Below are 23683 nucleotides of genomic sequence, written 5' to 3'. Positions count from 1 at the left end.
CGTTGTAGACATTCAAGTCCAGAGATCAGGAGCCTGTCAACATCGGCATCTCTCCCGCTGTTCTCGCGTCAGACGGCAGATACGGATTCGCGCTCGACGACGCGGAAATCGGCCAGCAGTGTGCGCGGCGCGGCAGTCGTCCGGCCCGCGATGCGCTGGAGAAGTGTCGTGACAGCGGTCTTCGCTATCCAGCCTCGACCGGGATCGATCGTGGTCAGCGCCGGAAAGGAGAACTGCGCTTCGTCGAGATCGTCGAACCCGATCACCGAGACGTCGTCGGGAACCCGAAGACCCGCCTGTCTCAGCGCCCGCATCGCACCGAGCGCGAGCGTGTCGTTGAAGCCGAACACGGCATCGAGAACCGCCCCGCGCGCCAGAAGCTCGCGCATGGCGTCCGCCCCGTTCGCGCGATGCCAGAACGTGGTGCGACCGACGATGTCGTCGTCGTAGGGTATGCCGGCAGCTTTCAGCGCTTCGCGGTATCCGCGCATCCGCAGCGTCGCGGAGCCCATGCGCTCGCCGTCGTGCGCGCCGATGACGGCGATGCGACGGCGACCGCGGGCGATCAGGTACTCGGCGGCGGCACGCGCGGCCTCGACGTTGCGCATGGTGATGTGGTCGGCGGGTCCTTCGAAGACCCGCTCTCCCAGCAGGACCATCGGATACGGCACGTCGAGCGCCCCGACATCCTCCGGCCCGACGCCCAGCGGACTGAAGATCAGTCCGTCGGTGAGTTTGAGTCGCGGACTGCGCAGCAGATCGAGCTCGCTGTCCCTATCCCCGCCGGTCTGCTCGACCACCACGACCAGTCCGGCCGCCTCGGCCTCGCGGATGACCTGTGCGGCGAGCTCGGCGAAGTAGGCCAGACTCAGATCCGGCACAGCGAGAGCGATGACACCCGTGCGCCCCGAGCGCAGGTTGCGGGCGGTGAGGTTGGGAGTGTAGCCGAGCTCGGCGATCGCGGCCTCGACCCTCGCGCGCGTGGCCGGACGGATGTGGGGGTAGTCGTTGATGACGTTCGACACGGTCTTGATCGAGACCCCGGAGAGCCTCGCGACGTCGTGCAGCGTCACGGCCATGCGACTCTCCCCGTCTCCCGGTCACAGTCACCCTATAACGTTGCAGAGCAGGCTCCCGACGGAAAGCAGGACACTCATGCGCATCGCCCTCACCGGATCGTCCGGCAAGCTCGGCAGCGTCGTCGCCCGCGAACTGCGCGCGAACGGATGGGACGTGGTCGGCATGGATGCCGTCGGCACGCGCGGCCCGGACTTCGTGCAGGTCGACCTCACCGACTACGGGCAGGTCGTCGACGCGCTCACCGCGGTGGGCGACCGCCACGACGGCATCGACGCCGTCGTGCACCTCGGCGCGATCCCCGCTCCCGGCATCCGCAGCGACGTCGCCACGTTCTACAACAACATGCCGGCCACCTTCAACGTTTTCTGGGCCGCCGCGCGACTCGGTATCCGCCGCATCGTGTACGCGTCCAGCGAGACGGTGCTGGGTCTTCCGTTCGACGTGCCGCCGCCCTACATCCCGGTCGACGAGGAGTACCCGCCCCGGCCGGAGTCGGTGTACTCGCTGGTGAAGACGCTCGAGGAGCAGCTGGCGCGGGAGCTGGTGCGCTGGCATCCCGACCTCTCGATCACGGCCCTGCGTTTCTCGAACGTGATGGTGCCCGAGGATTACGCCGAGTTCCCGTCCTTCGACGCCGACGCGCGTCAGCGCAAGTGGAACCTGTGGGGCTACATCGACGCGCGCGACGGCGCGCAGGCCGTGGAGCGCGCGCTGCAGGTCGCAGCCCCGGGCTTCGACCGCTTCATCATCGCCGCGGCGGACACGGTGATGTCGCGCCCGAACACCGAGTTGATCGCCGAGGTCTTCCCCGATGTGCCCGTGACGCGGGACGTGGGCGAGCACGAGACGCTGCTCTCGATCGATCACGCCCGGGAGGTGCTGGGGTACGAGCCTCGGCACTCCTGGCGCGACCACGTCTGACGGCGGCAACCAGCGAGAACTCTCGCGAGTCATCCGCGACCACGAGACCTTTTGGGTCGGCAAGGCCCCGTTACGCGATCGTGACCTGTCGCGCGCGCAGGGTCTGCGACGCCCCGACGCGCGACTCAGTCAGCCGCCTCTTCGGGGCGCTCTTGCACGTCGATCGCGGCGGTGTCGGGCTCGTACTCCTGGATGTGCCGCTCGTCGGGGCCGTTGTAGGCCGACAGCGGACGGATCAGCGCGTTCGAGGCCTGCTGCTCGAGGATGTGCGCGGTCCAGCCGGTGATGCGGGCGGCGATGAACAACGGCGTGAAGGTGAGCGTGTCGAAGCCGATGAGGTTGTACGCCGGCCCCGAAGGGTAGTCGAGGTTCGGGTAGATGCCCTTGCGCTCGACGAACTCGCTCTCCAGCTTCTCGTACAGCTCGGCGACATCGGGCCGGTCGTAGTGTTCGACCAGCGAGTCGAGCGCCGCCTTCATCGTCGGCACGCGCGAGTCGCCGCGCTTGTACACGCGGTGCCCGAAGCCCATGATCTTGCGCTTCTCGGCCAGCGCCCGCTCCAGCCACGGCACGACCTCGTCGGCCGAGCCGATCTCGTCGAAGATGTGCATGACGGCCTCGTTGGCCCCGCCGTGCAGCGGTCCCTTCAGCGCGCCGATGGCGCCGACGACCGCCGAGTACAGGTCGCTGAGCGTCGAGGTGATCACGCGCGCCGTGAAGGTCGACGCGTTGAACGAGTGCTCGGCGTACAGGATCATCGAGCGGTTGAAGGCGTCGACGACCTCCTGCTGCGGCTCCTCGCCGAACGTGAGCCACAGGAAGTTCGCCGCGTAGTCGAGGTCGTCGCGCGGCTCGATCATCGCCTGCCCGCGCCGGCGGCGTTGACCGTAGGCGACGATGGCGGGCAGCACGGCGAACAGCTTCAGGCTGCGCTCCAGGTTCTGCTCGGGCGTGCCCACGGCATCCAGCACATTGCCCGTGCCGGCCGTCTCGATCGCGCCGATCACGCTGACGGCGGTGCGCACCTCGTCCATCGGATGCGAATCCAGCGGCAGCGCGTCGATGGCATCCTTCACCTTCGGTGACAGCGCCCGGTGCGCGCGTTCGGTGGCGCGGAAGTCGGCGAGTTCGGATGCCGTGGGCAGCTCGCCGTGCCAGAGCAGGTAGGCGACCGCCTCGAAGGACTGGGTGGCGGCGAGCTCCTGAACCGGGTAGCCGCGGTAGAGCAGGCTGTTCGTCTCGGGGTTGACCTTGCTGATGGCGGTCGCATCGGCGACGACGCCGGCGAGGCCCTTCTTGATGTCCTCGGTCATGCTGTGCTCCCTTGCGTTGCGTTTCGACTCGCCTCCGGCTCGCTCAACGACCGGTGGGCTTGGTGATCTCGAAGTTGAAGACTCCGGAATCGAAGTGGTTGTACGACTCGTAGTCGATGAGGTCGTACAGGTCGGCCCGGTGCTGCATCTCGCCGAGCCGGGAGGTCAGGTGCCCCTCCTCGTTCAGGGTATCCAGTGCACGGCCCGCCGCGCCCATCGCGATGCGCAGCAGCGACACCGGCCAGATGACGATGTTCACGCCCACGTCGCGCAGCTGATCGACCGAGAACAGGTCGCTCTTGCCGAACTCCGTCATGTTCGCCAGGATCGGCACGTCCACGGCATCCCGGATCGCAGCGAACTCGTCCAGCGACCGCATCGCCTCGGGGAAGATCGCGTCGGCACCGGCATCCACCAGTGCCTTCGCCCGGTCCTTCGCCGCTCCCAGGCCGTCGACGGCGGCGATGTCGGTGCGCGCCATGATCAGGAAGTTCTCGTCGCGGCGGGCATCGACCGCGGCGCGGATGCGCTTGACGGCCGTGTCCGAATCGACCACGGCCTTGCCGTCGAGGTGCCCGCAGCGCTTCGGGTTGACCTGGTCCTCGATGTGGGCGCCGGCGATCCCGGCATCCTCCAGCGTCTGGATGGTGCGCGCGACGTTCATCGGCTCGCCGAACCCGGTGTCGGCGTCGATGATCGCCGGCAGCTCGGTCATCCGGGCGATCTGCTGCCCGCGGCCTGCGACCTCGGTGAGCGTCGTCAGGCCGATGTCGGGCAGCCCCAGGTCGGCCGAGAGCACGGCGCCCGAGATGTAGACGCCCTCGAAGCCCTTCTGCTCGATGAGGCGGGCCGACAGCGGGTTGAACGCGCCCGGGAACCGCAGCAGCTCGCCGGACGCGAGCCGTTCGCGGAACCGCCGCCGCTTCTCGTGGGCCGGAGTGGATGAGTACAGCATGTGAATTCTCCTTCACACCCGTCTATGTGGCGCTAATGGCCCCGGAAAGGCTGGAATCGGGGCCATTCGCGACACATAGACGGGTAGGTAGGCGGGTCAGAACAGGCCGCGCGGAGCCTCGGGAGCGGATGCCAGCACCCCGGCCTTCGCGATGATGGAGAGCTCCCCCACCTCGGCGGCGGTCAGCTCGGGCAGGCGCTGCACGAGCTCCAGGAAGCGTTCGATCTCCTCGGTGTCGAGCACCGGGTCCGCGAGGATGCGGAACTTGCGGATGTACTGCTCACGGCCGAACGGCCGGGCGCCGAGCGGGTGCGCGTCGGCGACGGCGATCTCGTCGACCACGGTCTCCCCGTCGGTCAGCGTGATCTCCACGCGACCGCCGAACGCCTTCTCGGCGGGATCCGTGGAGTGGTAGCGGCGGGTCCACTCCGCATCCTCGGCCGTGCTGACCTTGTGCCAGAGCTCCACGGTGTCCTCGCGCTGGGCGCGCTCTGGCAGGTAGGAGGACACGTGATCCCAGGTGCCGTCCTGCAGGGCGACGGCGAAGATGTACGGCACCGAGTGGTCCAGCGTCTCGCGCGAGGCGGTGGGGTCGTACTTCTGCGGATCGTTCGCGCCCGAGCCGATCACGTTGTGGGTGTGGTGGCTGGTGTGCAGCACGATGCTCGCGATGTTCGCGGGGTCGCGCAGCTCGGGGCGCGCGGTGCCCAGCCTGCGGGCGAGGTCGATGATCGCCTGCGCCTGGTACTCCGCGGAGTGCTCCTTGGTGTACGTGTCCAGGATGCCGCGCTTCGGCTCGCCGGATGCGGGCAGCGGCACGTCGTACGACGCGTCCTTGCCGTCCAGCATCCAGGCGATCACGCCGTCCTCGCCCTCGTAGATCGGGCTGGGACTGGTCTGTCCGCGCATCGCGCGGTCGACCGCCTCGACGGCCATCTTGCCGGCGAACGCCGGGGCGTGCGCCTTCCAGGTGGAGATCTCGCCCTTGCGGCTCTGGCGGGTGGCTGTGGTGGTGTGCAGGGCCTGCCCGATGGCCTGGTAGATGGTCTCGGCGTCCAGGCCCAGCATGGTGCCGATGCCGGCGGCGGCCGAGGGACCGAGGTGGGCGACGTGGTCGATCTTGTGGGCGTGCAGCGAGATCGCGCGCACCAGGTCTACCTGGATCTCGTAGCCCGTGGCGATGCCGCGCACCAGAGCGCGCCCGTCGCATCCGACGTGCTGGGCGACCGCGAGGATCGGCGGGATGTTGTCGCCGGGGTGCGAGTACTCGGCGGCCAGGAACGTGTCGTGGTAGTCGAGCTCGCGCACGGCGACGCCGTTGGCCCACGCCGCCCACTCGGGGCTCGTGCGCTCATCGAGCGCGGCGCCGAAGACGGTCGCCCCCTTTCCGCCGGTGGAGACGGGATGGCTGAAGGCCTGCGCGCGGGCGGCGACGATCGGGCCGCGGGTGAGGGATGCCGCGGCGACGGACGCGTTGTCGATGATGCGGTTGATGATCATCTCGACCACCTCGGGCTCGACCTCGACGGGGTCGACGGCGACCTGGGCGATCTTCCATGCCAGCTGCTCCTCGCGGGGCAGCTCCTCTTCGGAGCGGTAGACGCGGACGTGGTGGGTGATGGTCATGAGGTTCCTTCGTTCCGGAGCGATTCGAGGATGCTGTCGAGGGCGTTGTGCAGGTGGACATGGGTGGCGTGCGCGGCGAGTTCGGCATCGCCGGATGCCAGCGCCCGGGCGATCAGGAGATGCTCGGATGCCGAGGCCGCCAGGCGCTCCGGCTTGTCGCGCGCCATGCGCCGCACGCGCACGAGGTGGGTGCGCACGGTGCGCAGAGCGGAGGTGAGGTAGTCGTTGCCGTGCGATGCGTCGACCTGGGCATCCAGCCGCGCGATCAGCGCGTAATAGGCGTCCCGCCCGAGATCCCCGGACAGCTCGACCCGCGAGAACTCGGCGGCGAGCGCGGCGAAGGCCGACGCATCGCCGCGCTGGGCGGCGAGCCGCGCGGCGGTCTCCTCCAGCGCGCGGCGGATCTCGAACAGGGAGCGGATGTCGTCGGCATCCAGATCCGCGACCACCGTGACGCGCGGCGACTGCTGCACGGCCAGGCCGTCGGCGGCGAGCCGGCGCAGCGCCTCACGCAGTGGCGTGCGGCTGACGCCGAGGCGCTCCGCCTGCTCCACTTCGGCGAGCACGGCGCCGGCGGGAAGAGCGCCGGATTGGATCTCGTCGAGCAGGATCGCGTAGGCGCGGTCGCTCGCGCGAACGGACTCCACGGTGATGCTCATGCGCTCAGCGTATACACAAAAGCGTCCCGTCGCGAGCATCCGCTGTTCTGAACGCATCTGCGTATACATAAAGATCCTCGAATCTCCACTTGCGCGCCAGCTACTCAGTGCTACTATGTACCAGTAATAAGTGACACTGAGTAGTGAGAGGAGGGCGTGATGGGAAAGCAGCTGACCGAGATGCTCAAGGGCACCCTGGAAGGCATCGTGCTCGCACTCCTGTCGGACAGACCGGCGTACGGATACGAGATCACCACCCAGCTGCGCGAGCGCGGCTTCGAGGAGATCGCCGAGGGCACCGTGTACGCGCTGCTCGTGCGCATCGAGCAGAAAGGGCTCGTCGACGTCGAGAAGGTGCCGAGCGAGAAGGGTCCGCCGCGCAAGGTGTTCACCCTCAACACCCGGGGCGAGCAGGAGCTCGCCGAGTTCTGGACGACCTGGAGCCTGCTCGCGGACCGCATCGCACGGCTCCGCATCCCCGCATCCGAGAACCCGTCCGACGGAGAGAACTGACATGGCCATGAGATGGATCGAAGCGCTCACTGGATCGCTCGAGCAGAAGAAGCAGTACCGGCATGACAGGGCGCGCATCGACGGGCTCCCCGAGCCCTACGGCAGCGCCGCCAGGGCGATGCACCGCTACCTGCTGAGCACCAGCGGCATCGTCGACGGCGACATCATCATCCGGATGCTCACCGACCTCGCCGATCTCTGGGAGGCCGCCGCCGTCGACAGCACGCCGGTGCACGACATCGTCGGAGACGACCCGGCCGACTTCGCGGACACGTTCGCCAAGGCGTACGCGGCCAGGGAATGGCAGGACAAGGAGCGGGCACGCTTCACGCAGGCGATCGAGGATGCGGAGCGGGGGACGGAGTCATGACGGCGTCGCCCGGAGAGACGGCGATCAGCGTCCGCGGCATCGAGAAGTCCTTCCCAGAGCTGCACGTGCTGCGCGGCGTGGACTTCACCGTCGAGCGCGGCAGCATCTTCGCCCTGCTGGGCTCGAACGGCGCGGGCAAGACCACGCTGGTGCGCATCCTGTCGACGCTGTCGAAAGCGGATGCCGGCACGGCCACCGTGCACGGCTTCGACGTGGCATCCGAGCCGCTCGGCGTGCGCCGGTCGATCAGCCTGACCGGGCAGTTCGCCGCGGTGGACGAGATCCTCACCGGCCGCGAGAACCTCGTACTGGTGGGTCGTCTGCGTCATCTCGCGGATCCCGGAGCGGTGGCTGACGCGCTGCTGGCGAGGTTCCGGCTGACGGATGCCGGGGGCAGGCGCGCCGGCACGTACTCGGGCGGCATGCGCCGCCGGCTCGACATCGCGATGAGCCTGGTCGGCGACCCCGAGGTGATCTATCTCGACGAGCCGACGACGGGTCTCGATCCGGAGGCGCGCATCGAGGTGTGGAGCGTGGTGAAGGAGCTGGCGGATGCCGGTCGCACCGTGCTGCTGACCACGCAGTACCTCGAAGAGGCCGAGCAGCTGGCCGACCGCATCGCGATCCTGCACGAAGGGCGCATCCTCGCGAACGGCACGCTCGCCGAGCTGAAGCAGCTGCTGCCCGCGGCGAAGGTCGAGTACATCGAGAAGCAGCCCACGCTCGAGGAGATCTTCCTCGCGCTGGTCGGGCCGTCATCTGACAGGGCTGCAGCATGAACGCCATCGCGGACACGGCCACCCTCACCGGCCGGTCGCTGCGGCACATCCTGCGCAGCGCCGACACGATCATCACCACCGCGGTCACCCCGATCGCCCTGATGCTGCTGTTCGTGTTCGTCTTCGGCGGGGCGCTGCGCCAGAGCATCGGCGACGGCAGCTACGTGAACTATCTGCTGCCCGGCATCCTGCTCATCGCCATCGCCTCCGGCATCGCCTACACGGCGTTCCGGCTGTTCACCGATCTGCAGAGCGGCATCTTCGAGCGGTTCCACTCCATGCCGATCTCGCGATCGAGCGTGCTGTGGGCGCACGTGCTCACCTCGCTGGTCGCGAACGGCATCACCCTGGCGATCATCTTCGCGGTCGGCCTGCTGATGGGCTTCCGCACCGGCGCGAGCGTGTGGGCATGGCTCTCTGTGATCGGCATCCTGGCCCTGTTCACCCTGGCGCTGACCTGGCTGGCCGTGATCGCGGGGCTGTCGGCGAAGACCGTCGACGGCGCGAGCGCGTTCAGCTACCCGCTGATCTTCCTGCCGTTCATCAGCTCGGCCTTCGTGCCCACCGAGACCATGCCCGGACCAGTGCGCTGGTTCGCCGAGCACCAGCCGGTCACCTCGATCGTGAACAGCATTCAGGCGCTGTTCGCCGGCGAGCCGGTGGGGTCGGACATCTGGGTCGCGCTGGCCTGGTGCGTCGCCATCCTGGTCGTGGCGTACCTGTTCGCGATGCGCGCCTATCGGCGGCGGATCGGCTGAGGGTCGACGGGTGACGGCTCCACCGAAGCGGATGCCTCGACCGCAGCCGGCTCGCCGAGCTTGACGACCACGACGCCGACGAGCACCAGCACACCACCGATCAGCTGGATCGGCGCGGGGAGCTGGCCCAGCAGCATCCAGCCGAACAGCAGCGCGGCGACGACCTCGGCGAGCGCGACGAAGGATGCCAGTCTCGAGCCCAGTATCCGGGTCGAGGCGATCCCGAGCACATACGCGAGCGCTGTGGCGAGCAGCCCGATGGCGACGACCGGGACGAACCAAGGGACCGTTCCGAAGCGGTAAGCGACGTCGCCGAAGGTGAACGCCATCGGCAGGATGCCGACCACCCCCGCGACGGTCAGGCCGACGGCACCCAGCAGCAGGCCGACCCCGGCGAGCGCGATCGGCGGCAGGCCGGTTTCCGCGCGCGCCGAGAGCACGAAGTAGGCCGCCGCGCCCACCATCGCCGCCAGAGCCCAGAGGATGCCGCGCGCGTCGACCCGCGCACCGGTGAGGACGTCGAGCATCAGCACGAGTCCGGCGAACGCGATGACGGCGCCCAGGATGCTGCGCCCGGTGGGCTTCTCGCCGCGGCGCACCCAGAGCCACAGCACCACGGCGACCGGGGCGGTGTACTCGATGAGCAGCGCGATGCCCACATCCATCACCGCCACCGCCTGGAAGTAGCACAGCTGCGTGGCGGTCACGGCGAGCAGTCCGTAGGCGAGCACCATCCCGGCATTGCGGCGCAGCACGGACCAGCGGCCGCGCAGCGAGATGATCGTGGGCACGAGCAGGATGAGCGCGGCCACCCAGATGCGGGCGGTCACGGCGGCACCGGGCGTCCAGCCGGCATCGATCAGCCCGCGCGCCCAGGGCCCTGACATGCCGAAGGAGAGCGCTGCGCCGAGCGCGACGAGAAGGCCGACGCCGACACGCGAGCGCACCGCGTCATGTGCAACATGCTTCATGGGAGATGACACTATTCTCGACGCATGTAAGATGTCAACATGATCTTCACCAATGACACGGAAGAGGCGCTGCGCACCGCAGTGGCACTGGTGAACTCCGCGGAGGATCCCGACACCCTCGTCAGCCGGGACGACTACGAGACCTTCCTGGCGGAGAATCCGTACACCGGCCGCATCGACCGCGACGAGGTCGAGCTGCACAGCATCCGCGCCCTGCGTCCGCGCCTTCGCACCATGCTGCTCGCTCCCCGCGACGAGATGGTCTCCCACGTCAACGCAGCCCTGGCCGACGTCACGCTCACCCCTCGGCTGGCCCGCCACGACACGATGGACTGGCACCTGCACGCCGTCGCCGACGACCACCCGCTGGCCGAGCGCGTGCTCATCGAGACCACGATGGCGCTCATCGACGTCATCCGCGCCGACGAGGGCAGCCGTCTGGCCGTGTGCGACGACGCCGAGTGCCAGGCGATCGCCCTGGATCTGAGCCGGAACCGCTCCAAGCGCTACTGCTCCACCACCTGCGCCAACCGTAACGCCGTGGCCGCGTACCGTGCGCGGCAGGCGAAGGGCTGATTCGTACGCCCCGGTACCCTCGAAGCATGAGTGAATGGGTCAGTTCCGCCATCCGCGTGCTGGAGGCGGACGGCAACCGCTCCGCCGACACGCACCTGCACCTGTTCCCGCTGCCGGCCGACTGGGGCATCGACCTGTACCTGAAGGACGAATCGGTGCATCCGACAGGATCGCTCAAGCATCGCCTGGCGCGCTCGCTGATCCTGTACGGGCTGGTCAACGGGCTCATCGACGAGGGCACCACGCTGGTGGAGTCCTCCAGTGGCTCGACCGCGGTGAGCGAGGCGTACTTCGCGCGCATGCTCGGGCTGGAGTTCATCACCGTCGTGCCGCGCTCCACCAGCCAGGAGAAGATCGACCTGATCGAGTTCTACGGCGGGCGCTGCCACTTCGTCGACCACGCCTCGGAGATCTCCGCCGAGGCGCGCCGGCTGTCCTCCGAGTGCGGCGGCCACTACCTCGACCAGTTCACCTTCGCCGAGCGCGCCACCGACTGGCGCGGCAACAACAACATCGCCGAGAGCGTGTTCAGCCAGCTGGTGCAGGAACGGCATCCGATCCCCCGCTGGATCGTCGTCGGTGCGGGAACCGGCGGCACCAGTGCCACCTTCGGCCGCTACGTGCGCTACCGCCGGCACGCCACGCAGATCGCCGTCGTCGACCCGGAGGGGTCGGCGTTCTACGCCGGGTGGAAGGGCGAGACGGATGCCGTGGGCGAGCCCTCCCACATCGAGGGCATCGGCCGCCCGCGCGTGGAGCCGTCTTTCGTTCCGAGTGTGATCGACGAGATGATCCAGGTGCCCGACGCGGCATCCGTGGCCGCCGTGCGGCTGCTGCGCGAACGCACGCTGCACTGGGCGGGCGGCTCGACGGGCACGAACCTGTACGGCGCATTCGAGCTGATCGCACGGATGCGGGATGCCGGTGAGACCGGCAGCGTCGTCACCCTGATCTGCGACAGCGGAGTCCGCTACGCGCAGACGTACTACTGCGACGACTGGGTCGCCCGGCAGGGCTGGGACCTCGCCCCGCATCGCGACCGGATGGAGCGGTTCCTCGCCGGCGGGAGCTGGGCCTGAGCCGACGCGCCGCTGGATCCGAGCCGGCGCGCTGCCATAACTCCGGAGATCCGAGCCGGATTCCGGCCGCAGAGACCAGATCGCACCCCGAGCGGCAGATTTCTCCGGAGTTGTGGCGCAGTCGCGATCATCACCCGGCTACAGTGAGCGCATGACCACGCTCATCCTCACGGTCGCGGGAGCGGATCGCCCCGGACTCGTCTCCGCCGTCGCCGATCTCACGGGCGCCTACGGGTGCAACTGGGAGAACAGCAGCCTCGCCGAGCTCACCGGCACCTTCGCCGGCGTCATCCAGCTGACCGTCGCGGACGACCGCGTCGACGAGCTGCGCGACGCCCTGCGCGGGCTCGACGGGATGCTGGCGGTGACCGTGAGCACCGGATCCGACACGAGCCCGGCGCTCGAGGAGCGGCACGTGTCCGTCACGGTGCTGGGCGACGACCGCCCCGGCATCGTCCGCGAGGTCTCCGGCGTGCTCAGCGCGCACGCGCTCAGCATCCGCAGCATGACGACCGAGACGCGCGACGCGGCGATGGCGGGCGGGCGCCTGTTCGAATCGTCCGTGACGGCGTCGGCACCGGCATCCGCCGATCTGGACGCGCTGCGCGCCGACATCGAGCACCTCACGCACGAACTGCAGGTCGACATCAGCATCCTGTGACGCCGACTCCGGATCTCGGGATCCGGAACACCCGCACCGGCGACCGACCCCTGTGCCACAGTGGGGAGTGCGCTGCCGCCAGACGCAGCCGGAATGCCGAGGATGTCCATGTCCGATGACCGCGACGCACGCGTGATCTCCGCCCTCACCGCTGAGCTGCCGGAGGGCTCCGTCGTCACGAACCCCGACTCGCTGCAGGCCTACCGCCGCGATCGCGCCGAGGACCCGGATGCCGGCACTCCGCTGGCCGTCGTGCGGGCGACGAGCACCGAGGACGTGCAGGCGGCGGTGCGCATCGCCGCGCGCGAGGGCGTGGGGATCGTGCCGCGCGGAGCCGGCTCAGGACTGTCCGGCGGCTCGTCCGCGGTGGACGCGGCGATCGTGATCTCGCTGGAGCGGATGCGGGAGATCACGATCGACCCCGCGCTGCAGATGGCCGTCGTGCAGCCGGGGGCGTTCAACGGGCAGGTGAAGGCCGCGGCATCCGAGCACGGCCTCTGGTACCCGCCCGACCCGTCCTCGCAGGAGTTCTGCTCGATCGGCGGGAACATCGCCACGAACGCCGGCGGCCTGTGCTGCGTGAAGTACGGGGTGACCACGGACTACGTGCTGGGACTGACGGTCGTCCTCGCGGACGGGCGGGCGGTGAAGCTCGGCGGCCCGCGGCTGAAGGACGTCGCCGGACTCTCGCTCACCAAGCTGTTCGTGGGCAGCGAGGGCACGCTGGGCATCGTCACCGAGGCGGTGCTGCGGCTGGTGCCGGCGCAGCGCACACCCACCACGCTGGTCGCGATGTTCCCGACCGTGGAGGGCGCGATCCGGGCCGTGGTCGACATCAAGGCGGCGATGCGGCCGTCGATGCTGGAGTTCATGGACCGGATCACGATCAACGCCGTCGAGGACCTGATGCGCATGGAGCTCGATCGCGAGGCGGCCGCGATGCTGATCGTGCAGTCCGACGAGCCGGTCGAGGTGGCCGCCGCGCAGATCGAGGCCATCGAGCAGACCTGCGGGCTGCACGGGGCATCCGAGGTGTACGCGACCAGCGACCCGGTCGAGAGCGAGGCGCTGATCGAGGCGAGGCGACAGGCGATCCCCGCGGTCGAGAGACGCGGCGCGCTGCTGCTGGAGGATGTCGGTGTTCCTCTGCCGCGCCTGGGCGACCTGATCGACGGGATGCGAGCGATCGCCGAGGCGCGAAGGGTCGAGATCGCCGTGGTCGCGCACGCCGGCGACGGCAACACGCATCCGCTGATCGTGCTGGATGCGGCGGATGCCGCACAGCGGGCCGCGGCCGAGGTCGCCTTCGGCGAGGTGATGGCGCTGGCCATCGAGCTGGGTGGGACGATCACCGGCGAGCACGGCGTGGGGCGGCTCAAGCAGCCCTGGCTCGCCGACTACCTGGGCGAGGACGTCCTGGAGCTGAACCTGCGGATCAAGAAGGCTCTCGACCCGCAGAACATCCTCAACCCCGGCGCCGTCTTCGGCTGAGTCCTCGCCGCTCCTGGTCACCCCGGCATGCTGAGCCGGAGCCCCAGGGGTCTCGCGGTCTCAGACCAGCCGCGCCTTCGGCGAGACCGAGTACGTGTCCTCGGGGTCGCTGTTGACGACGCCGTCGAGGGCGGTGTCGATGGCCGCCATGGTGTCGGCATCCAGCTTCACGCCGGAGGCCTTCACGGTCTCCGCCAGCTGCTCGGGACGCGAGGCGCCCACCAGCGCGGCGGCGACGTTCTCGTTCTGCAGCACCCACGCGATCGCCAGCTGCGGCATCGACAGCCCCGCCTCGGCGGCGATCGGCTTCAGCCGCTGCACGGCCTCGAGGATGTCGTCCTTCAGCAGTCCCTCGATGAAGTGCGCACCCGAGTGCGGATCGGTGGCACGCGAGCCGTCGGGCACCGGCTGCCCCGGCAGGTACTTGCCGCTGAGCACGCCCTGCGCCATCGGCGACCAGACGATCTGCGAGATGCCCAGGCTCTGAGCGGTGGGGACGACCTTGCTCTCAATCACGCGATGCAGCATCGAGTACTGCGGCTGGTTCGAGATCAGCTGGAAGCCCAGCTGCTTCGACAGCGCATGCCCCTCGCGCAGCTGCTCGGCCGTCCACTCCGAGACGCCGATATAGAGCGCCTTGCCCGCGCGGACCACGTCGGCGAACGCCTGCATGGTCTCTTCGAGCGGGGTCTCGTGGTCGTAGCGGTGCGCCTGGTACAGGTCGACGTAGTCGGTGCCCAGGCGCTGCAGCGAGCCGTCGATCGACTCCATGATGTGCTTGCGGCTCAGTCCGGTGTCGTTCGGACCCTTCGGGCCGGTCGGGAAGTAGACCTTGGTGAAGATCTCCAGGCTCGCGCGGCGCTGACCGGCGAGCGCCTTGCCGAGCACGACCTCGGCGGCGGTGTTGGCGTAGGTGTCGGCGGTGTCGAAGGTGGTGATGCCGGCATCCAGCGCCGCGTGCACCGTGGCGACGGCCGCCGAGTCATCGACCTGCGACGCGTGCGTGACCCAGTTGCCGTAGGTGATCTCCGAGACCTTGAGACCGCTGTTGCCGAGATAGCGATAGTTGACCATGGTTCCACGCTAGTGGCCCGCAGCGGCCTGCGGGCCCGCGACGACCGCCGCCCTGTCGCGGAACCCGTCGGCGGTCACCCGATCGAGCTCGACCTGCTTGCGGATCGCCGCCGTCCGCTCGTACAGCGACGGGTCGCCGTAGCTGGTGAGCACCTTCACGAGCACGGGCAGCAGCTCGATCATGAAGAACAGCGCCGCGATCAGCCAGTGCGCCCACAGGATCGCCGGCTCCTTGTCGGACAGCCGGTTCAGCCCGGTGATCTGGCTGAGCAGCCCCACGGCGCCGGCATTGCCCTGCGCGACCGCGTCGGCGCGCGCGTTGTACGCGGCGAGCGCGGACTCGTAGGTCTTCTTGGCCGCCGGAAGCTGATCCTTCGCCTGCTCGCGGTTGGTGGATTCGGATGCCGAGGTGTTGGCCTTCTCGGCGGTCTCGGCGGCCGACAGGTCGTCGTTGGCGTCACGCAGCTGAGCGGCCAGTGCGTCGTAGGTCTGCTGGGCCTGGGCGAGCTGCGCCTTGGCGGCATCCGAGCTGGAGCCCTGCCCATGCACGCCGGTGCAGCCGGGCACGGTGCCCGCGCCCTCGCCGGTCAGCTCGCACTGATACAGCGCACGGGCCGAGTCGATGACCTTCTGCTGCTCGGCCATCTTGGCGGTGATGCCCTCGACGGTGGACTGTGCGGCCGTGGTGGACGCGGATCCGGAGTCGGTGCCTGCGACGATGCCGGTGGCCGCCTGGTTCTCGAGCGCGGAGACGCGCTCGGTGGCCGCATCCAGGGCCTTCTTCTCGGGCCCCTTCTCGAGGGCGGTCTGGTCGGACTGCGACCGGGTGATGTTGGTGGATGCCACCTCGCGGGCGATGTCGTTGTGGAACACCTGCAGCACCAGCGGCTCGGCCACCAGGAAGCCGATCAGCGCAGCCATCGCCACTCGCGGCGCCGCCAGCGCGATGAGCCGGCCGATGCTGCGCGACGACGACATGGTCGAGGTCAGGAACCGGTCGAGGTTGAAGATGATCGCCGCCCACACCAGCGCCAGCGGTACGGCGACCCAGATCGCCACCTGCACGCCGGTGGTCAGCGCGAACAGCATCGAGATGGCCGAGACGAGGGCGGTGCCCAGCAGCACGAAGAACATCTGCACGAAGCGGGGCGTCTCGCCGGGAACGCGGTCCAGGATGAGGCCGTCGGCGCCGCCGAGGATCGCGAGCGTGCGCAGCCGGGAGCCGGGTGCGCGCGGGGTGCGCTCCGGCTTCGGTCGGTCGCGGCGCTTCGACGGGCCCAGCGACCCGTCGTCCAGCGACCCCTCCTCGGGCGACGCATCGCCGAGCGACCCGTCCTCAGGCGACCCGTCCTGCGCGGGTGCGCCGGTGGGCTCGAACGTGCGCAGGAAGTCGAGGTCGTCGTCGGTCACGGTGCCTTCCGGGGAGCCGGTCTCGAACGAGATCCGCCCCTGGGAATCCATCCGACCAGGGCGATGCGCGGAGTAGGACATCCTTCGAGAGTAGGAAACAGCGGCTGTGGGACTGCCGCACGAAGCCTGCGAGCCGCTCACAGGTAACGCGTGCGCGGGCCTCCAGGATGCGGAGATGCGGATGCCCTGTCAGGCTGGTGGCCATGAAGACTCTCCTGCTCGCGCGACACGCGAAGTCCGACTGGGGGCTGCCGGGCGTCACCGATCACGACCGGCCGCTGAACTCACGCGGCCTGCGGGACGCTCCGGCCATGGCCGCACGGCTCGCCGAGGAGGGCGTCCCCCTGCGGCGCATCGTGTCGAGCACCGCCGCCCGCGCGCGCGGCACGGCCGGGGAGTACGCGACGATCTTCGGCCTCTCGGTGGTGGAGGAGGAGGCGCTGTACGCGGCATCCGCCCGCACTGTTCTCGAGGTCGCCGCCGCGATCCCGGACGACGTCGACGTGGCGATGATCGTCGGCCACAATCCGGGCATGACGGATGCCGTGACCGAGCTGACCGGCGCCTCCGTGGAGCTGCCCACCTGCGCGGTCGCCGAGTGCGCCGTCGACATCGGCTCCTGGGCGGAGCTGATCGAGGGGTCGGGGCGGATGCTGCGCCTGCGCACCCCGAAGGACGCCTGAGCGGCGCGAGGACCGACCTCAGGCCATCGCCGCGGCGGCGACCTCGTCCTCGGTGGTGGCGACCAGCTGACCGCAGGCCCCGTCGATCTCCTTGCCGCGGGTGTCGCGCAGCGTGGTGGGGATGCCGGCGTCGTTCAGCCGGCGCACGAACTCGTCGGTCACCTCGCGCGTCGAGGCGGTCCACACCGACTCCGGCGTGGGGTTCAGCGGGATCGGGTTCACGTGCACCCAGCCGCGGCCGCGGGCGTTGAGCTTCTCTGCCAGCAGGTCGGCGCGCCAGGCATGGTCGTTCATGTCCTTGATGAGCGCGTACTCGATGGACACGCGACGGCCGGTCTTCTCGTAGTACTCGCGCGCCGCGTCGAGTGCCTCGTCGACCTTCCAGCGCGAGTTGACCGGGATCAGCTCGTCGCGCAGCTGGTCGTCGGGCGCGTGCAGCGACAGCGCGAAGGTGACCGGGATGTTCTCATCGGCCAGCTTGCGGATGGCCGGCACCAGGCCCACCGTCGACACGGTGATGCCGCGCGCGCTCATGCCCAGTCCGTCGGGCTGCGGCGCGACCATGGTGCGCACGGCGTCCATCACGCGCTTGTAGTTGGCCAGCGGCTCGCCCATGCCCATGAACACGATGTTGCTCACGCGCTCCATGGAGTGATCGTCCGACCGCTTCCCGCCGAGCTCGCCGTTCGCGATCGCACGGTTGGCGCGCACGATCTGCTCGATGATCTCGGCGGTGGACATGTTGCGGGTCAGGCCCGCCTGCCCGGTGGCGCAGAACGGGCAGTTCATTCCGCAACCGGCCTGCGACGAGACGCACAGCGTGATGCGGCCCGGGTAGCGCATGAGCACCGACTCGACCAGCGCTCCGTCGTGCAGCCGCCAGAGGAACTTGATGGTGTCGCCGCGGTCGGTCTCCAGCCGGCGCACCTCAGTGAGCAGCGGCGGCAGCATCCCGCCGACCAGCTCCTCGCGCTGCGCGGCCGGCAGGTCGGTCATGTGCGCGGGGTCGGAGGTGTAATGCGTGAAGTAGTGCGTCGACAGCTGCTTGGCGCGGAAGCCAGGCAGGCCCAGCTCCTTCACCTTCTCGACGCGCTCGGCCGGGGTCAGATCGGCCAGGTGCACGGGCGGCTTGCCGCGCTTGGGGCTGGCGAACTGCAGCAGCGGACGACCCTCGGCATCCTTCTTCTGCGTCCATCCTTCCGTGCGCGGACGCGTCTGGCGGACGCCGGTGTTCGCGGGGCGCACAGGAGAAGTCTCGGTCATCCTTCCAGGGTACGGGCTGGCTGGTGGGAGGAGGCTGGGGCGCCGGTGCGGTGCGCCGTTGACCCGCGCACCACCAGCGCGGTGGGAAGCTCGACCCCCTGCGCGGCGGGCTCCTTCCCCTCGATTCCCCGCACCAGCATCCGCACCGCCGCCGCACCCATCTCGCGGAGGGGCTGTCGGATGGTGGTCAGCGGCGGATGCAGCCAGCGCGCACCGCGCACGTCGTCGAACCCGACCACCAGCACGTCCCGCGGCACCTCGAGGCCCGCATCGGCGATGGCCCGGTACGCGCCGGCGGCCATCTCGTCGTTGCACGCGAAGAGCCCGATCGGTCCGTGGCCGTCCAGGTCGCGCAGCGCCCGTGCGGCGGCCCGCGCCGCCGCCGCTGCGCCCCAGTCGCCGTCGACCCGCAGCACGCGCGCGTCCGGAGCGCGCCTGCGCACCGCGGACGTGAAGCCGTCGACACGGGCACGGCCGAACCGGTACGACGGGGTGCCGCCGATCAGGATGAAGCGTCGCGCGCCGCAATCGATGAGGTGGTCGGCGGCCGCCGCGCCGCCGACCCGGTCGGTCGTGCGGATGCTGGGAAGCGGGGCGTGCGCTTCGCTGGGCGGATCCAGCAGCACCAGGCGGATCCCCGCCTCCCGCATCAGCGCGAGCTGCGCAGTCGTCGGCGTCATCAGCCCGACGATCACGCCGGCCGAGCCCCGGGTGCGGATGCGGTGCGGCCAATCGTCCTCGGCATCCGAGCGGTCGGTGGTGAGGACGAGGTCGTGACGCAGGACGGCGGCCGCGGTGCGCGCTCCCGCCACCACCTCGTCGGTGTACGGGTCGTGGAAGTGTCCGAAGACGAGATCGATCACGCCGGCGGCCGAGTCGCGCGGCCTTCCACGCGACTCGCCCGCGAACGTGTAGCCCAGCGCCGCCGAGGCGCGCAGCACGCGCGCACGGGTGTCGGCGGACATGTCGCCGCGCCCGCGCAGCGCCCGCGACGCGGTCGAGACGCTGACACCTGCTTCCTCGGCGACGCGAGCGAGGGTGACGCGGCGCGGGAGAGGCATGCGATTATTTTGCGCAATTTCTGGCCCATCCGCTACCGCACGTGGCAGTGTTTCCTGCGATCCGCACACGGTGCCGCATCCGACAGCCGACGCACCGAAGTGGAAGGAGCACGATCATGACTGCGACCCGAAAGGCGCTCGTCGTTCGAGGAGGATGGGACGGACACCATCCCGTTGAGGCGACGGACATCTTCATCCCCTTCCTGCAGGAGAACGGGTTCGAGGTGCGCGTCGAGGAGTCGAACGAGGTCTACGCCGACGAGTCCGCGATGGCCGGCACCGACCTCATCGTGCAGTCGGTGACCATGTCGGAGATCTCCGACGATGCTCTGAAGGGGCTGCGCCGGGCTGTGGAGCGTGGCACCGGAATGGCCGGCTGGCACGGCGGGATCGCCGATTCCTACCGCAGCAGCTCCGATTATCTGCAGCTGATCGGCGGGCAGTTCGCCACGCATCCCTCGAAGCATCCGGATGCGCGTGCAGGCGACGAGTCCGACAATTTCCTCCCCTACACGGTCGAGCTGACCGAGCTCGGCCGCCGGCACGAGATCATGGCCGGCCTCGACGACTTCGCGCTCAACACCGAGCAGTACTGGGTGCTCACCGACGATCTCAACGACGTGCTCGCCACCACGACCCACCCCGTGCAGCCGTATCACCCGTGGCACCGCCCGAGCACCTCGCCGGCCGTCTGGACCCGCGAATGGGGTGCAGGACGCATCTTCGTGGCGACGCCGGGACACAGCCCCGAGGTGCTGCGCGATGACAACGTGCGCATGATCATCGAGAGAGGAATGCTGTGGGCGAGCCGCACGGTATCGGAATAGTCGGACTCGGAGTCATCTCCGCGCAGTACCTGGAGACGCTCGGCACCCACCCCGGAGTGCGCATCGCCGCGACCGCCGATCTGGACGTGGCCAGGGCGGCGGCGGCCGCGGAGCGGTTCGACGGATGCCGTGCGCTGACCGTCGACGAGCTCGTCGCCGATCCGAGCGTGCAGACCGTGCTGAACCTGACCATTCCCGCCGCTCACGCAGAGGTGGCGCTGGCCGCGCTCAGCCATGGCAAGAACGTGTTCGGCGAGAAGCCGCTGGCTCCCAGCATGGCGGCGGCGAGTGAGATCGTGGCGGCTGCCACGCCTTCGGCGTGGGTCGGCTGCGCGCCGGACACCGTGCTCGGCACCGGCATCCAGACCGCACGCGCCGCGGTGGACGCCGGCGAGATCGGGCGTCCGGTGTCCGCGGTCGCCACCTGGGTCTCCTCGGGGCACGAGGCCTGGCATCCGAACCCCGACTTCTACTACCGCGAGGGCGGCGGACCCCTGCTGGACATGGGGCCGTACTATCTGACCTCGCTGTTCCACCTGCTCGGCCCGGTCAAGCGCGTCTCGGGCGCCTCGTCGAGGCCGAAGACGGTGCGCCGGATCGGTTCGGGACCGCGAGCCGGTGAGGACATCCCCGTCGAGATCGATACCCACGTCACCGGCGTGCTCGAGCACACCGACGGGGCGATCTCGACCGTGACGTTCAGCTTCGACGCCGCCGCCACGCAGGCCGCGCCGATCGAGGTGCACGGCGAGACCGGCACGCTCTCGCTGCCCGACCCGAACATGTTCGACGGCGAGGTGCGGCTGCGCCGGCCCGGAGAGGGCGGCTGGAGCACGGTGCCGACGAACGCCGGCTACGAGAACGGCGGGCGCGGCATCGGCCTGCTCGACTTCGTGGCAGGCGGTGCGCGCTCCGAAGGGTCGATCGCCCTGCACGTGCTGGAGATCATGACCGCACTGCTGGAATCGGCGCGGATCGGCGAGCGCATCGAGCTCACGACCACAGCCGCGCGGCCTCCGCTCGTGCCGCTGATCGCCGAGCGGAAATGGCGGATGCTGAGACCGGCGGCCCGCACGCGGTGAGGCCGGCATCCGGCGACCCGGCGACCCGGCGACCCGGCGACCGTGCGAGACTGATCAGCGCCCCTGACGCGCGGGCACGCCCGCAGGGCGCCGACTCGACAGGAGGCCCGGATGCTCGACCTCGCGCCGTGGGCCTGGATCCTGCTCGGCCTCGCCGCGCTCCTCGCGGGCCTCGGCAAGACCGCGATCCCGGGCAGCGGCACCCTGGTGGTGGTGATGATGGCCGCCGTGCTGCCTGCCCGCACGTCGACGGCGGCGACCCTGCTGCTCTTCATCGTCGGTGACGTGTTCGCGCTGATCGCGTACCGGCGGCACGCGCACTGGCCCACGCTGCTGCGGCTCGCTCCGGCGGTGGTGGCGGGACTGGTCGCCGGATTCCTGTTCCTGGCGTGGAGCGACGACGCGATGGTGCGCCGCACGATCGCGGTCATCCTGCTGGCGATGATCGCGATCACGCTGTGGCGGCGCCGACGGGCGCGCTCGACGACCGTCGGTCGCACCGCTGCCGTGGGCTACGGCACGCTCGCGGGCTTCACGACCATGGTCGCGAACTCCGGCGGACCGGTGATGTCGATGTACTTCCTCGCCACCCGCACGCCGGTGAAGGTGTTCCTGGGCACCTCGGCGTGGTTCTTCGCCATCGTGAACCTGGCGAAGGTGCCGTTCCTGGCCGGCATCGGGCTGATCACGCCGTCGGTGCTGCTGGCGGATCTGGTGCTCGCGCCGCTCGTCGTGGCGGGGGCGCTGATCGGCATCCGCCTGGCGAAGCGGATGCCGCAGCACCTGTTCGACCGGATGGTGATCGTGCTGACGATCGCCGGCTCCCTCTACCTGCTGTTCTGACGCTCAGTCCAGGAAGATGTCCGGGAAGAGCCGGTCGTCGGGGGTGCCGGGTACGGCCGCGTACTTCGAGAAGTCCGTGACCCCGGCATCCGAGAGCACGTCCTCCACGATGAGCGTCTGGCCGGTGCGCTCGCGCGCCGGCGTGGTGAGCACCTCGTAGGCGGCGTCGGCGTAGATGTCGGCGGTGCGGCTGGCGGCCATCACCCGCTCCCCGCCGAGCAGGTTCTGCACGGCGGCGGTGGCGATGGTGGTGCGCGGCCACAGCGTGTTGGCGGCGATCCCGGCATCCGCGAACTCGGCCGCCAGGCCCAGCGTGACCATCGTCATGCCGTACTTCGCGAGCGTGTAGCCGGTGTGTGCGCCCAACCACTTGGGGGTGAGGTTCAGCGGCGGCGACAGCGACAGGATGTGCGGGTTCTCGGCCTCCTGCAGCTGCGGGATGGCGGCGCGGGAGAGCATGAACGTGCCGCGCACGTTGACGTCCTGCATCAGGTCGTACTTCTTGGCGGCCAGGTCGGCCGAGGGCGAGAGGTCGATGACGCTGGCGTTGTTGATCACGATGTCCACGCCGCCGAACTCCCCCTGCGTCTTCAGCACCGCCTCGGTGATGTCGTCGTCGTCGCGCACGTCGCCGACGATCGGCAGCGCCTTCCCGCCGGCGGCGCGGATCGCCTCGGCCGCGGTGTGCACGGTTCCCTCGAGCTTCGGATGCGGGGTGTCGGTCTTCGCGAGCATCGCGACGTTCGCGCCGTCGGCGGCGGCACGCAGCGCGATGGCGAGACCGATGCCGCGGCTGCCGCCCGACATCAGGATGGTCTTTCCTGCGAGAGTCATGGGTTCTCCTTGCTGACTTTCGAATCGCTCAAATGGCTGTATCTCAGCGCGAGATGGAGCCATTTGAGCGATTCGAACGAGATGGGGGTCACTTCGGGGCCATGCGGATGGCCCCGTCCAGGCGGATGGTCTCGCCGTTGAGGTAGCCGTTGGCGACAATGTGCTCCACGAGAGCGGCGTACTCGTCGGGCCTGCCGAGACGGGACGGGTAGGGCACCTGCTGCCCGAGGGAGTCCTGCGCGGCCTGCGGCAGGCCGGCGAGCATCGGCGTCTCCATGATGCCCGGGGCGATCGTGCACACGCGGATGCCGTAGCGGGCCAGTTCGCGTGCGATCGGCAGGGTCATCGCGTGCACGCCGCCCTTGGAGGCCGAGTAAGCGGGCTGCCCGATCTGCCCGTCGAAGGCCGCGACGCTGGCGGTCGAGACGATCACGCCGCGGTCGCCGTCGTCGGTGGGCGAGTTCTGCGCGATGACGGCGGATGCCTGGGAGATGACGTTGAACGTGCCGACCAGGTTGATGCGGATGATGCGCTCGAACGCCTCGAGGTCAGCGGGGCTGCCGTCCCGGTCGAGCACCTTGGCCGGCGGGGCGATGCCCGCGCAGTTGACCACCACGCGCAGGGGAGCTGCGGCCTGAGCGGATGCCACGGCTGCGGCCACCTGCTCGACGCTGGTGACGTCGGCCGGTGCGAACGTGCCGCCCAGCTCGGCGGCGAGCTCGTCTCCCGCTGAGCTCGGCAGATCGACGATGGTGACCTGCGCTCCGGCGGCGGCGAGGCGGCGGGCGGTCGCGAGTCCGAGGCCGCTGGCGCCGCCCGTGATCAGCGCGCCCTGTCCTGTGATCTGCATGTGT

Annotated in this window: 25 protein-coding genes; 13 read left to right on the top strand and 12 right to left on the bottom strand. The window is 69.7% G+C overall.

From position 1 onward, the window contains the following. Positions 1-68: 68 nt before the first annotated feature. Positions 69-1079 (bottom strand): LacI family DNA-binding transcriptional regulator, encoded by a 1011-nt coding sequence (locus Q9R19_RS10745; protein WP_311256380.1) that lies wholly within the window; start codon positions 1077-1079, stop codon positions 69-71. A gap of 76 nt (positions 1080-1155) precedes the next feature. On the opposite strand from Q9R19_RS10745, the gene Q9R19_RS10740 reads away from it, so the two are divergent. Continuing rightward, a complete protein-coding gene (locus tag Q9R19_RS10740; protein WP_311256379.1) occupies positions 1156-2001 on the top strand; it encodes an NAD(P)-dependent oxidoreductase in 846 nt (281 codons plus the stop codon). Between the two features lie 125 nt (positions 2002-2126). On the opposite strand, the gene Q9R19_RS10735 is transcribed toward Q9R19_RS10740, so the two are convergent. From Q9R19_RS10735 to Q9R19_RS10720, 4 genes are all read right to left on the bottom strand, one after another. Further along, positions 2127-3314 carry a bifunctional 2-methylcitrate synthase/citrate synthase gene (locus Q9R19_RS10735; RefSeq protein WP_311256378.1) on the bottom strand — a complete coding sequence of 396 codons (1188 nt, stop codon included), beginning with the start codon at positions 3312-3314 and terminating at the stop codon, positions 2127-2129. 43 nt (positions 3315-3357) lie between these two features. Then, on the bottom strand, positions 3358-4269 hold the full coding sequence (prpB, locus tag Q9R19_RS10730; RefSeq protein ID WP_311256377.1) for a methylisocitrate lyase: 912 nt from the start codon (positions 4267-4269) through the stop codon (positions 3358-3360). A gap of 96 nt (positions 4270-4365) precedes the next feature. Then, complete coding sequence (locus tag Q9R19_RS10725) at positions 4366-5895, bottom strand: MmgE/PrpD family protein (protein ID WP_311256376.1); 1530 nt, start codon at positions 5893-5895, stop codon at positions 4366-4368. Continuing rightward, positions 5892-6554, bottom strand: a complete 663-nt coding sequence (locus Q9R19_RS10720; protein ID WP_311256375.1) for a GntR family transcriptional regulator — start codon at positions 6552-6554, stop codon at positions 5892-5894. Before Q9R19_RS10720 ends, Q9R19_RS10725 begins: the two co-directional genes overlap by 4 nt. A gap of 159 nt (positions 6555-6713) precedes the next feature. Between Q9R19_RS10720 and Q9R19_RS10715 the strand changes: the two genes are divergently transcribed. The 4 genes from Q9R19_RS10715 to Q9R19_RS10700 are packed head-to-tail and all read left to right on the top strand — an operon-like array spanning position 6714 to position 8974. Next, positions 6714-7067, top strand: coding sequence for a PadR family transcriptional regulator (locus Q9R19_RS10715; protein WP_311256374.1), 354 nt, complete (start codon positions 6714-6716; stop codon positions 7065-7067). A 1-nt stretch (position 7068) separates the two neighbouring features. After that, the gene (locus Q9R19_RS10710; protein WP_311256373.1) at positions 7069-7437 is read left to right on the top strand and encodes a DUF1048 domain-containing protein; all 369 of its coding nucleotides are present in this window, start codon (positions 7069-7071) and stop codon (positions 7435-7437) included. Then, entirely contained in the window at positions 7434-8216 is a 783-nt protein-coding gene (locus tag Q9R19_RS10705) for an ATP-binding cassette domain-containing protein (protein ID WP_311256372.1), read from the top strand. The genes Q9R19_RS10710 and Q9R19_RS10705 overlap by 4 nt, the downstream gene beginning before the upstream one ends. Next, positions 8213-8974, top strand: a complete 762-nt coding sequence (locus tag Q9R19_RS10700) for an ABC transporter permease (RefSeq protein ID WP_311256371.1) — start codon at positions 8213-8215, stop codon at positions 8972-8974. Before Q9R19_RS10705 ends, Q9R19_RS10700 begins: the two co-directional genes overlap by 4 nt. Here Q9R19_RS10700 and Q9R19_RS10695 read toward each other — a convergent pair. Next, positions 8953-9945 carry an EamA family transporter gene (locus Q9R19_RS10695; RefSeq protein ID WP_311256370.1) on the bottom strand — a complete coding sequence of 331 codons (993 nt, stop codon included), beginning with the start codon at positions 9943-9945 and terminating at the stop codon, positions 8953-8955. The genes Q9R19_RS10700 and Q9R19_RS10695 overlap by 22 nt on opposite strands. 39 nt (positions 9946-9984) lie before the next feature. Between Q9R19_RS10695 and Q9R19_RS10690 the strand changes: the two genes are divergently transcribed. From Q9R19_RS10690 to Q9R19_RS10675, 4 genes are all read left to right on the top strand, one after another. Beyond that, the gene (locus tag Q9R19_RS10690; RefSeq protein WP_311256369.1) at positions 9985-10521 is read left to right on the top strand and encodes a CGNR zinc finger domain-containing protein; all 537 of its coding nucleotides are present in this window, start codon (positions 9985-9987) and stop codon (positions 10519-10521) included. Between the two features lie 26 nt (positions 10522-10547). Next, the gene (locus Q9R19_RS10685) at positions 10548-11600 is read left to right on the top strand and encodes a PLP-dependent cysteine synthase family protein (RefSeq protein ID WP_311256368.1); all 1053 of its coding nucleotides are present in this window, start codon (positions 10548-10550) and stop codon (positions 11598-11600) included. A 151-nt stretch (positions 11601-11751) separates the two neighbouring features. Further along, a complete protein-coding gene (locus Q9R19_RS10680) occupies positions 11752-12261 on the top strand; it encodes an ACT domain-containing protein (RefSeq protein ID WP_311256367.1) in 510 nt (169 codons plus the stop codon). Positions 12262-12369: 108 nt separating this feature from the next. Next, a complete protein-coding gene (locus Q9R19_RS10675; protein ID WP_311256366.1) occupies positions 12370-13752 on the top strand; it encodes an FAD-linked oxidase C-terminal domain-containing protein in 1383 nt (460 codons plus the stop codon). Between the two features lie 60 nt (positions 13753-13812). Here the strand turns inward: Q9R19_RS10675 and Q9R19_RS10670 are convergent, their stop codons facing one another. Together Q9R19_RS10670 and Q9R19_RS10665 are read right to left on the bottom strand one after the other, a co-directional pair. Continuing rightward, complete coding sequence (locus Q9R19_RS10670) at positions 13813-14826, bottom strand: aldo/keto reductase family protein (RefSeq protein ID WP_311256365.1); 1014 nt, start codon at positions 14824-14826, stop codon at positions 13813-13815. A gap of 9 nt (positions 14827-14835) precedes the next feature. After that, positions 14836-16317 (bottom strand): DUF4407 domain-containing protein, encoded by a 1482-nt coding sequence (locus Q9R19_RS10665; RefSeq protein ID WP_311256364.1) that lies wholly within the window; start codon positions 16315-16317, stop codon positions 14836-14838. Between the two features lie 122 nt (positions 16318-16439). On the opposite strand from Q9R19_RS10665, the gene Q9R19_RS10660 reads away from it, so the two are divergent. After that, a complete protein-coding gene (locus tag Q9R19_RS10660) occupies positions 16440-16919 on the top strand; it encodes a histidine phosphatase family protein (protein WP_311256363.1) in 480 nt (159 codons plus the stop codon). Positions 16920-16937: 18 nt separating this feature from the next. Here Q9R19_RS10660 and rlmN read toward each other — a convergent pair whose 3' ends face one another. Both rlmN and Q9R19_RS10650 read right to left on the bottom strand, forming a co-directional pair. Further along, positions 16938-18182: a 23S rRNA (adenine(2503)-C(2))-methyltransferase RlmN gene (gene rlmN, locus Q9R19_RS10655; RefSeq protein WP_311256362.1), complete on the bottom strand. Its 1245-nt coding sequence runs from the start codon at positions 18180-18182 to the stop codon at positions 16938-16940. Then, on the bottom strand, positions 18179-19243 hold the full coding sequence (locus tag Q9R19_RS10650) for a LacI family DNA-binding transcriptional regulator (protein WP_311256361.1): 1065 nt from the start codon (positions 19241-19243) through the stop codon (positions 18179-18181). Before Q9R19_RS10650 ends, rlmN begins: the two co-directional genes overlap by 4 nt. A gap of 116 nt (positions 19244-19359) precedes the next feature. Between Q9R19_RS10650 and Q9R19_RS10645 the strand changes: the two genes are divergently transcribed. The 3 genes from Q9R19_RS10645 (at position 19360) to Q9R19_RS10635 (ending at position 21995) form a co-directional block, all read left to right on the top strand. Further along, positions 19360-20070, top strand: a complete 711-nt coding sequence (locus Q9R19_RS10645; RefSeq protein WP_311256360.1) for a ThuA domain-containing protein — start codon at positions 19360-19362, stop codon at positions 20068-20070. Further along, positions 20043-21152, top strand: a complete 1110-nt coding sequence (locus tag Q9R19_RS10640; protein ID WP_311256359.1) for a Gfo/Idh/MocA family oxidoreductase — start codon at positions 20043-20045, stop codon at positions 21150-21152. The genes Q9R19_RS10645 and Q9R19_RS10640 overlap by 28 nt, the downstream gene beginning before the upstream one ends. A gap of 111 nt (positions 21153-21263) precedes the next feature. Further along, a complete protein-coding gene (locus tag Q9R19_RS10635; RefSeq protein ID WP_311256358.1) occupies positions 21264-21995 on the top strand; it encodes a sulfite exporter TauE/SafE family protein in 732 nt (243 codons plus the stop codon). A 3-nt stretch (positions 21996-21998) separates the two neighbouring features. Here Q9R19_RS10635 and Q9R19_RS10630 read toward each other — a convergent pair whose 3' ends face one another. Continuing rightward, entirely contained in the window at positions 21999-22829 is an 831-nt protein-coding gene (locus tag Q9R19_RS10630) for an NAD(P)-dependent oxidoreductase (RefSeq protein WP_311256357.1), read from the bottom strand. Between the two features lie 88 nt (positions 22830-22917). Next, positions 22918-23679, bottom strand: coding sequence for an SDR family NAD(P)-dependent oxidoreductase (locus tag Q9R19_RS10625; RefSeq protein ID WP_311256356.1), 762 nt, complete (start codon positions 23677-23679; stop codon positions 22918-22920). Between the last annotated feature and the right edge of the window lie 4 nt (positions 23680-23683).

Source organism: Microbacterium sp. ARD32 (assembly GCF_031844385.1).
Taxonomy (GTDB): domain Bacteria; phylum Actinomycetota; class Actinomycetes; order Actinomycetales; family Microbacteriaceae; genus Microbacterium.
The sequence above is the reverse complement of the archived record's forward strand: the minus strand, read 5'-3'. Positions and strand labels throughout refer to the sequence as shown.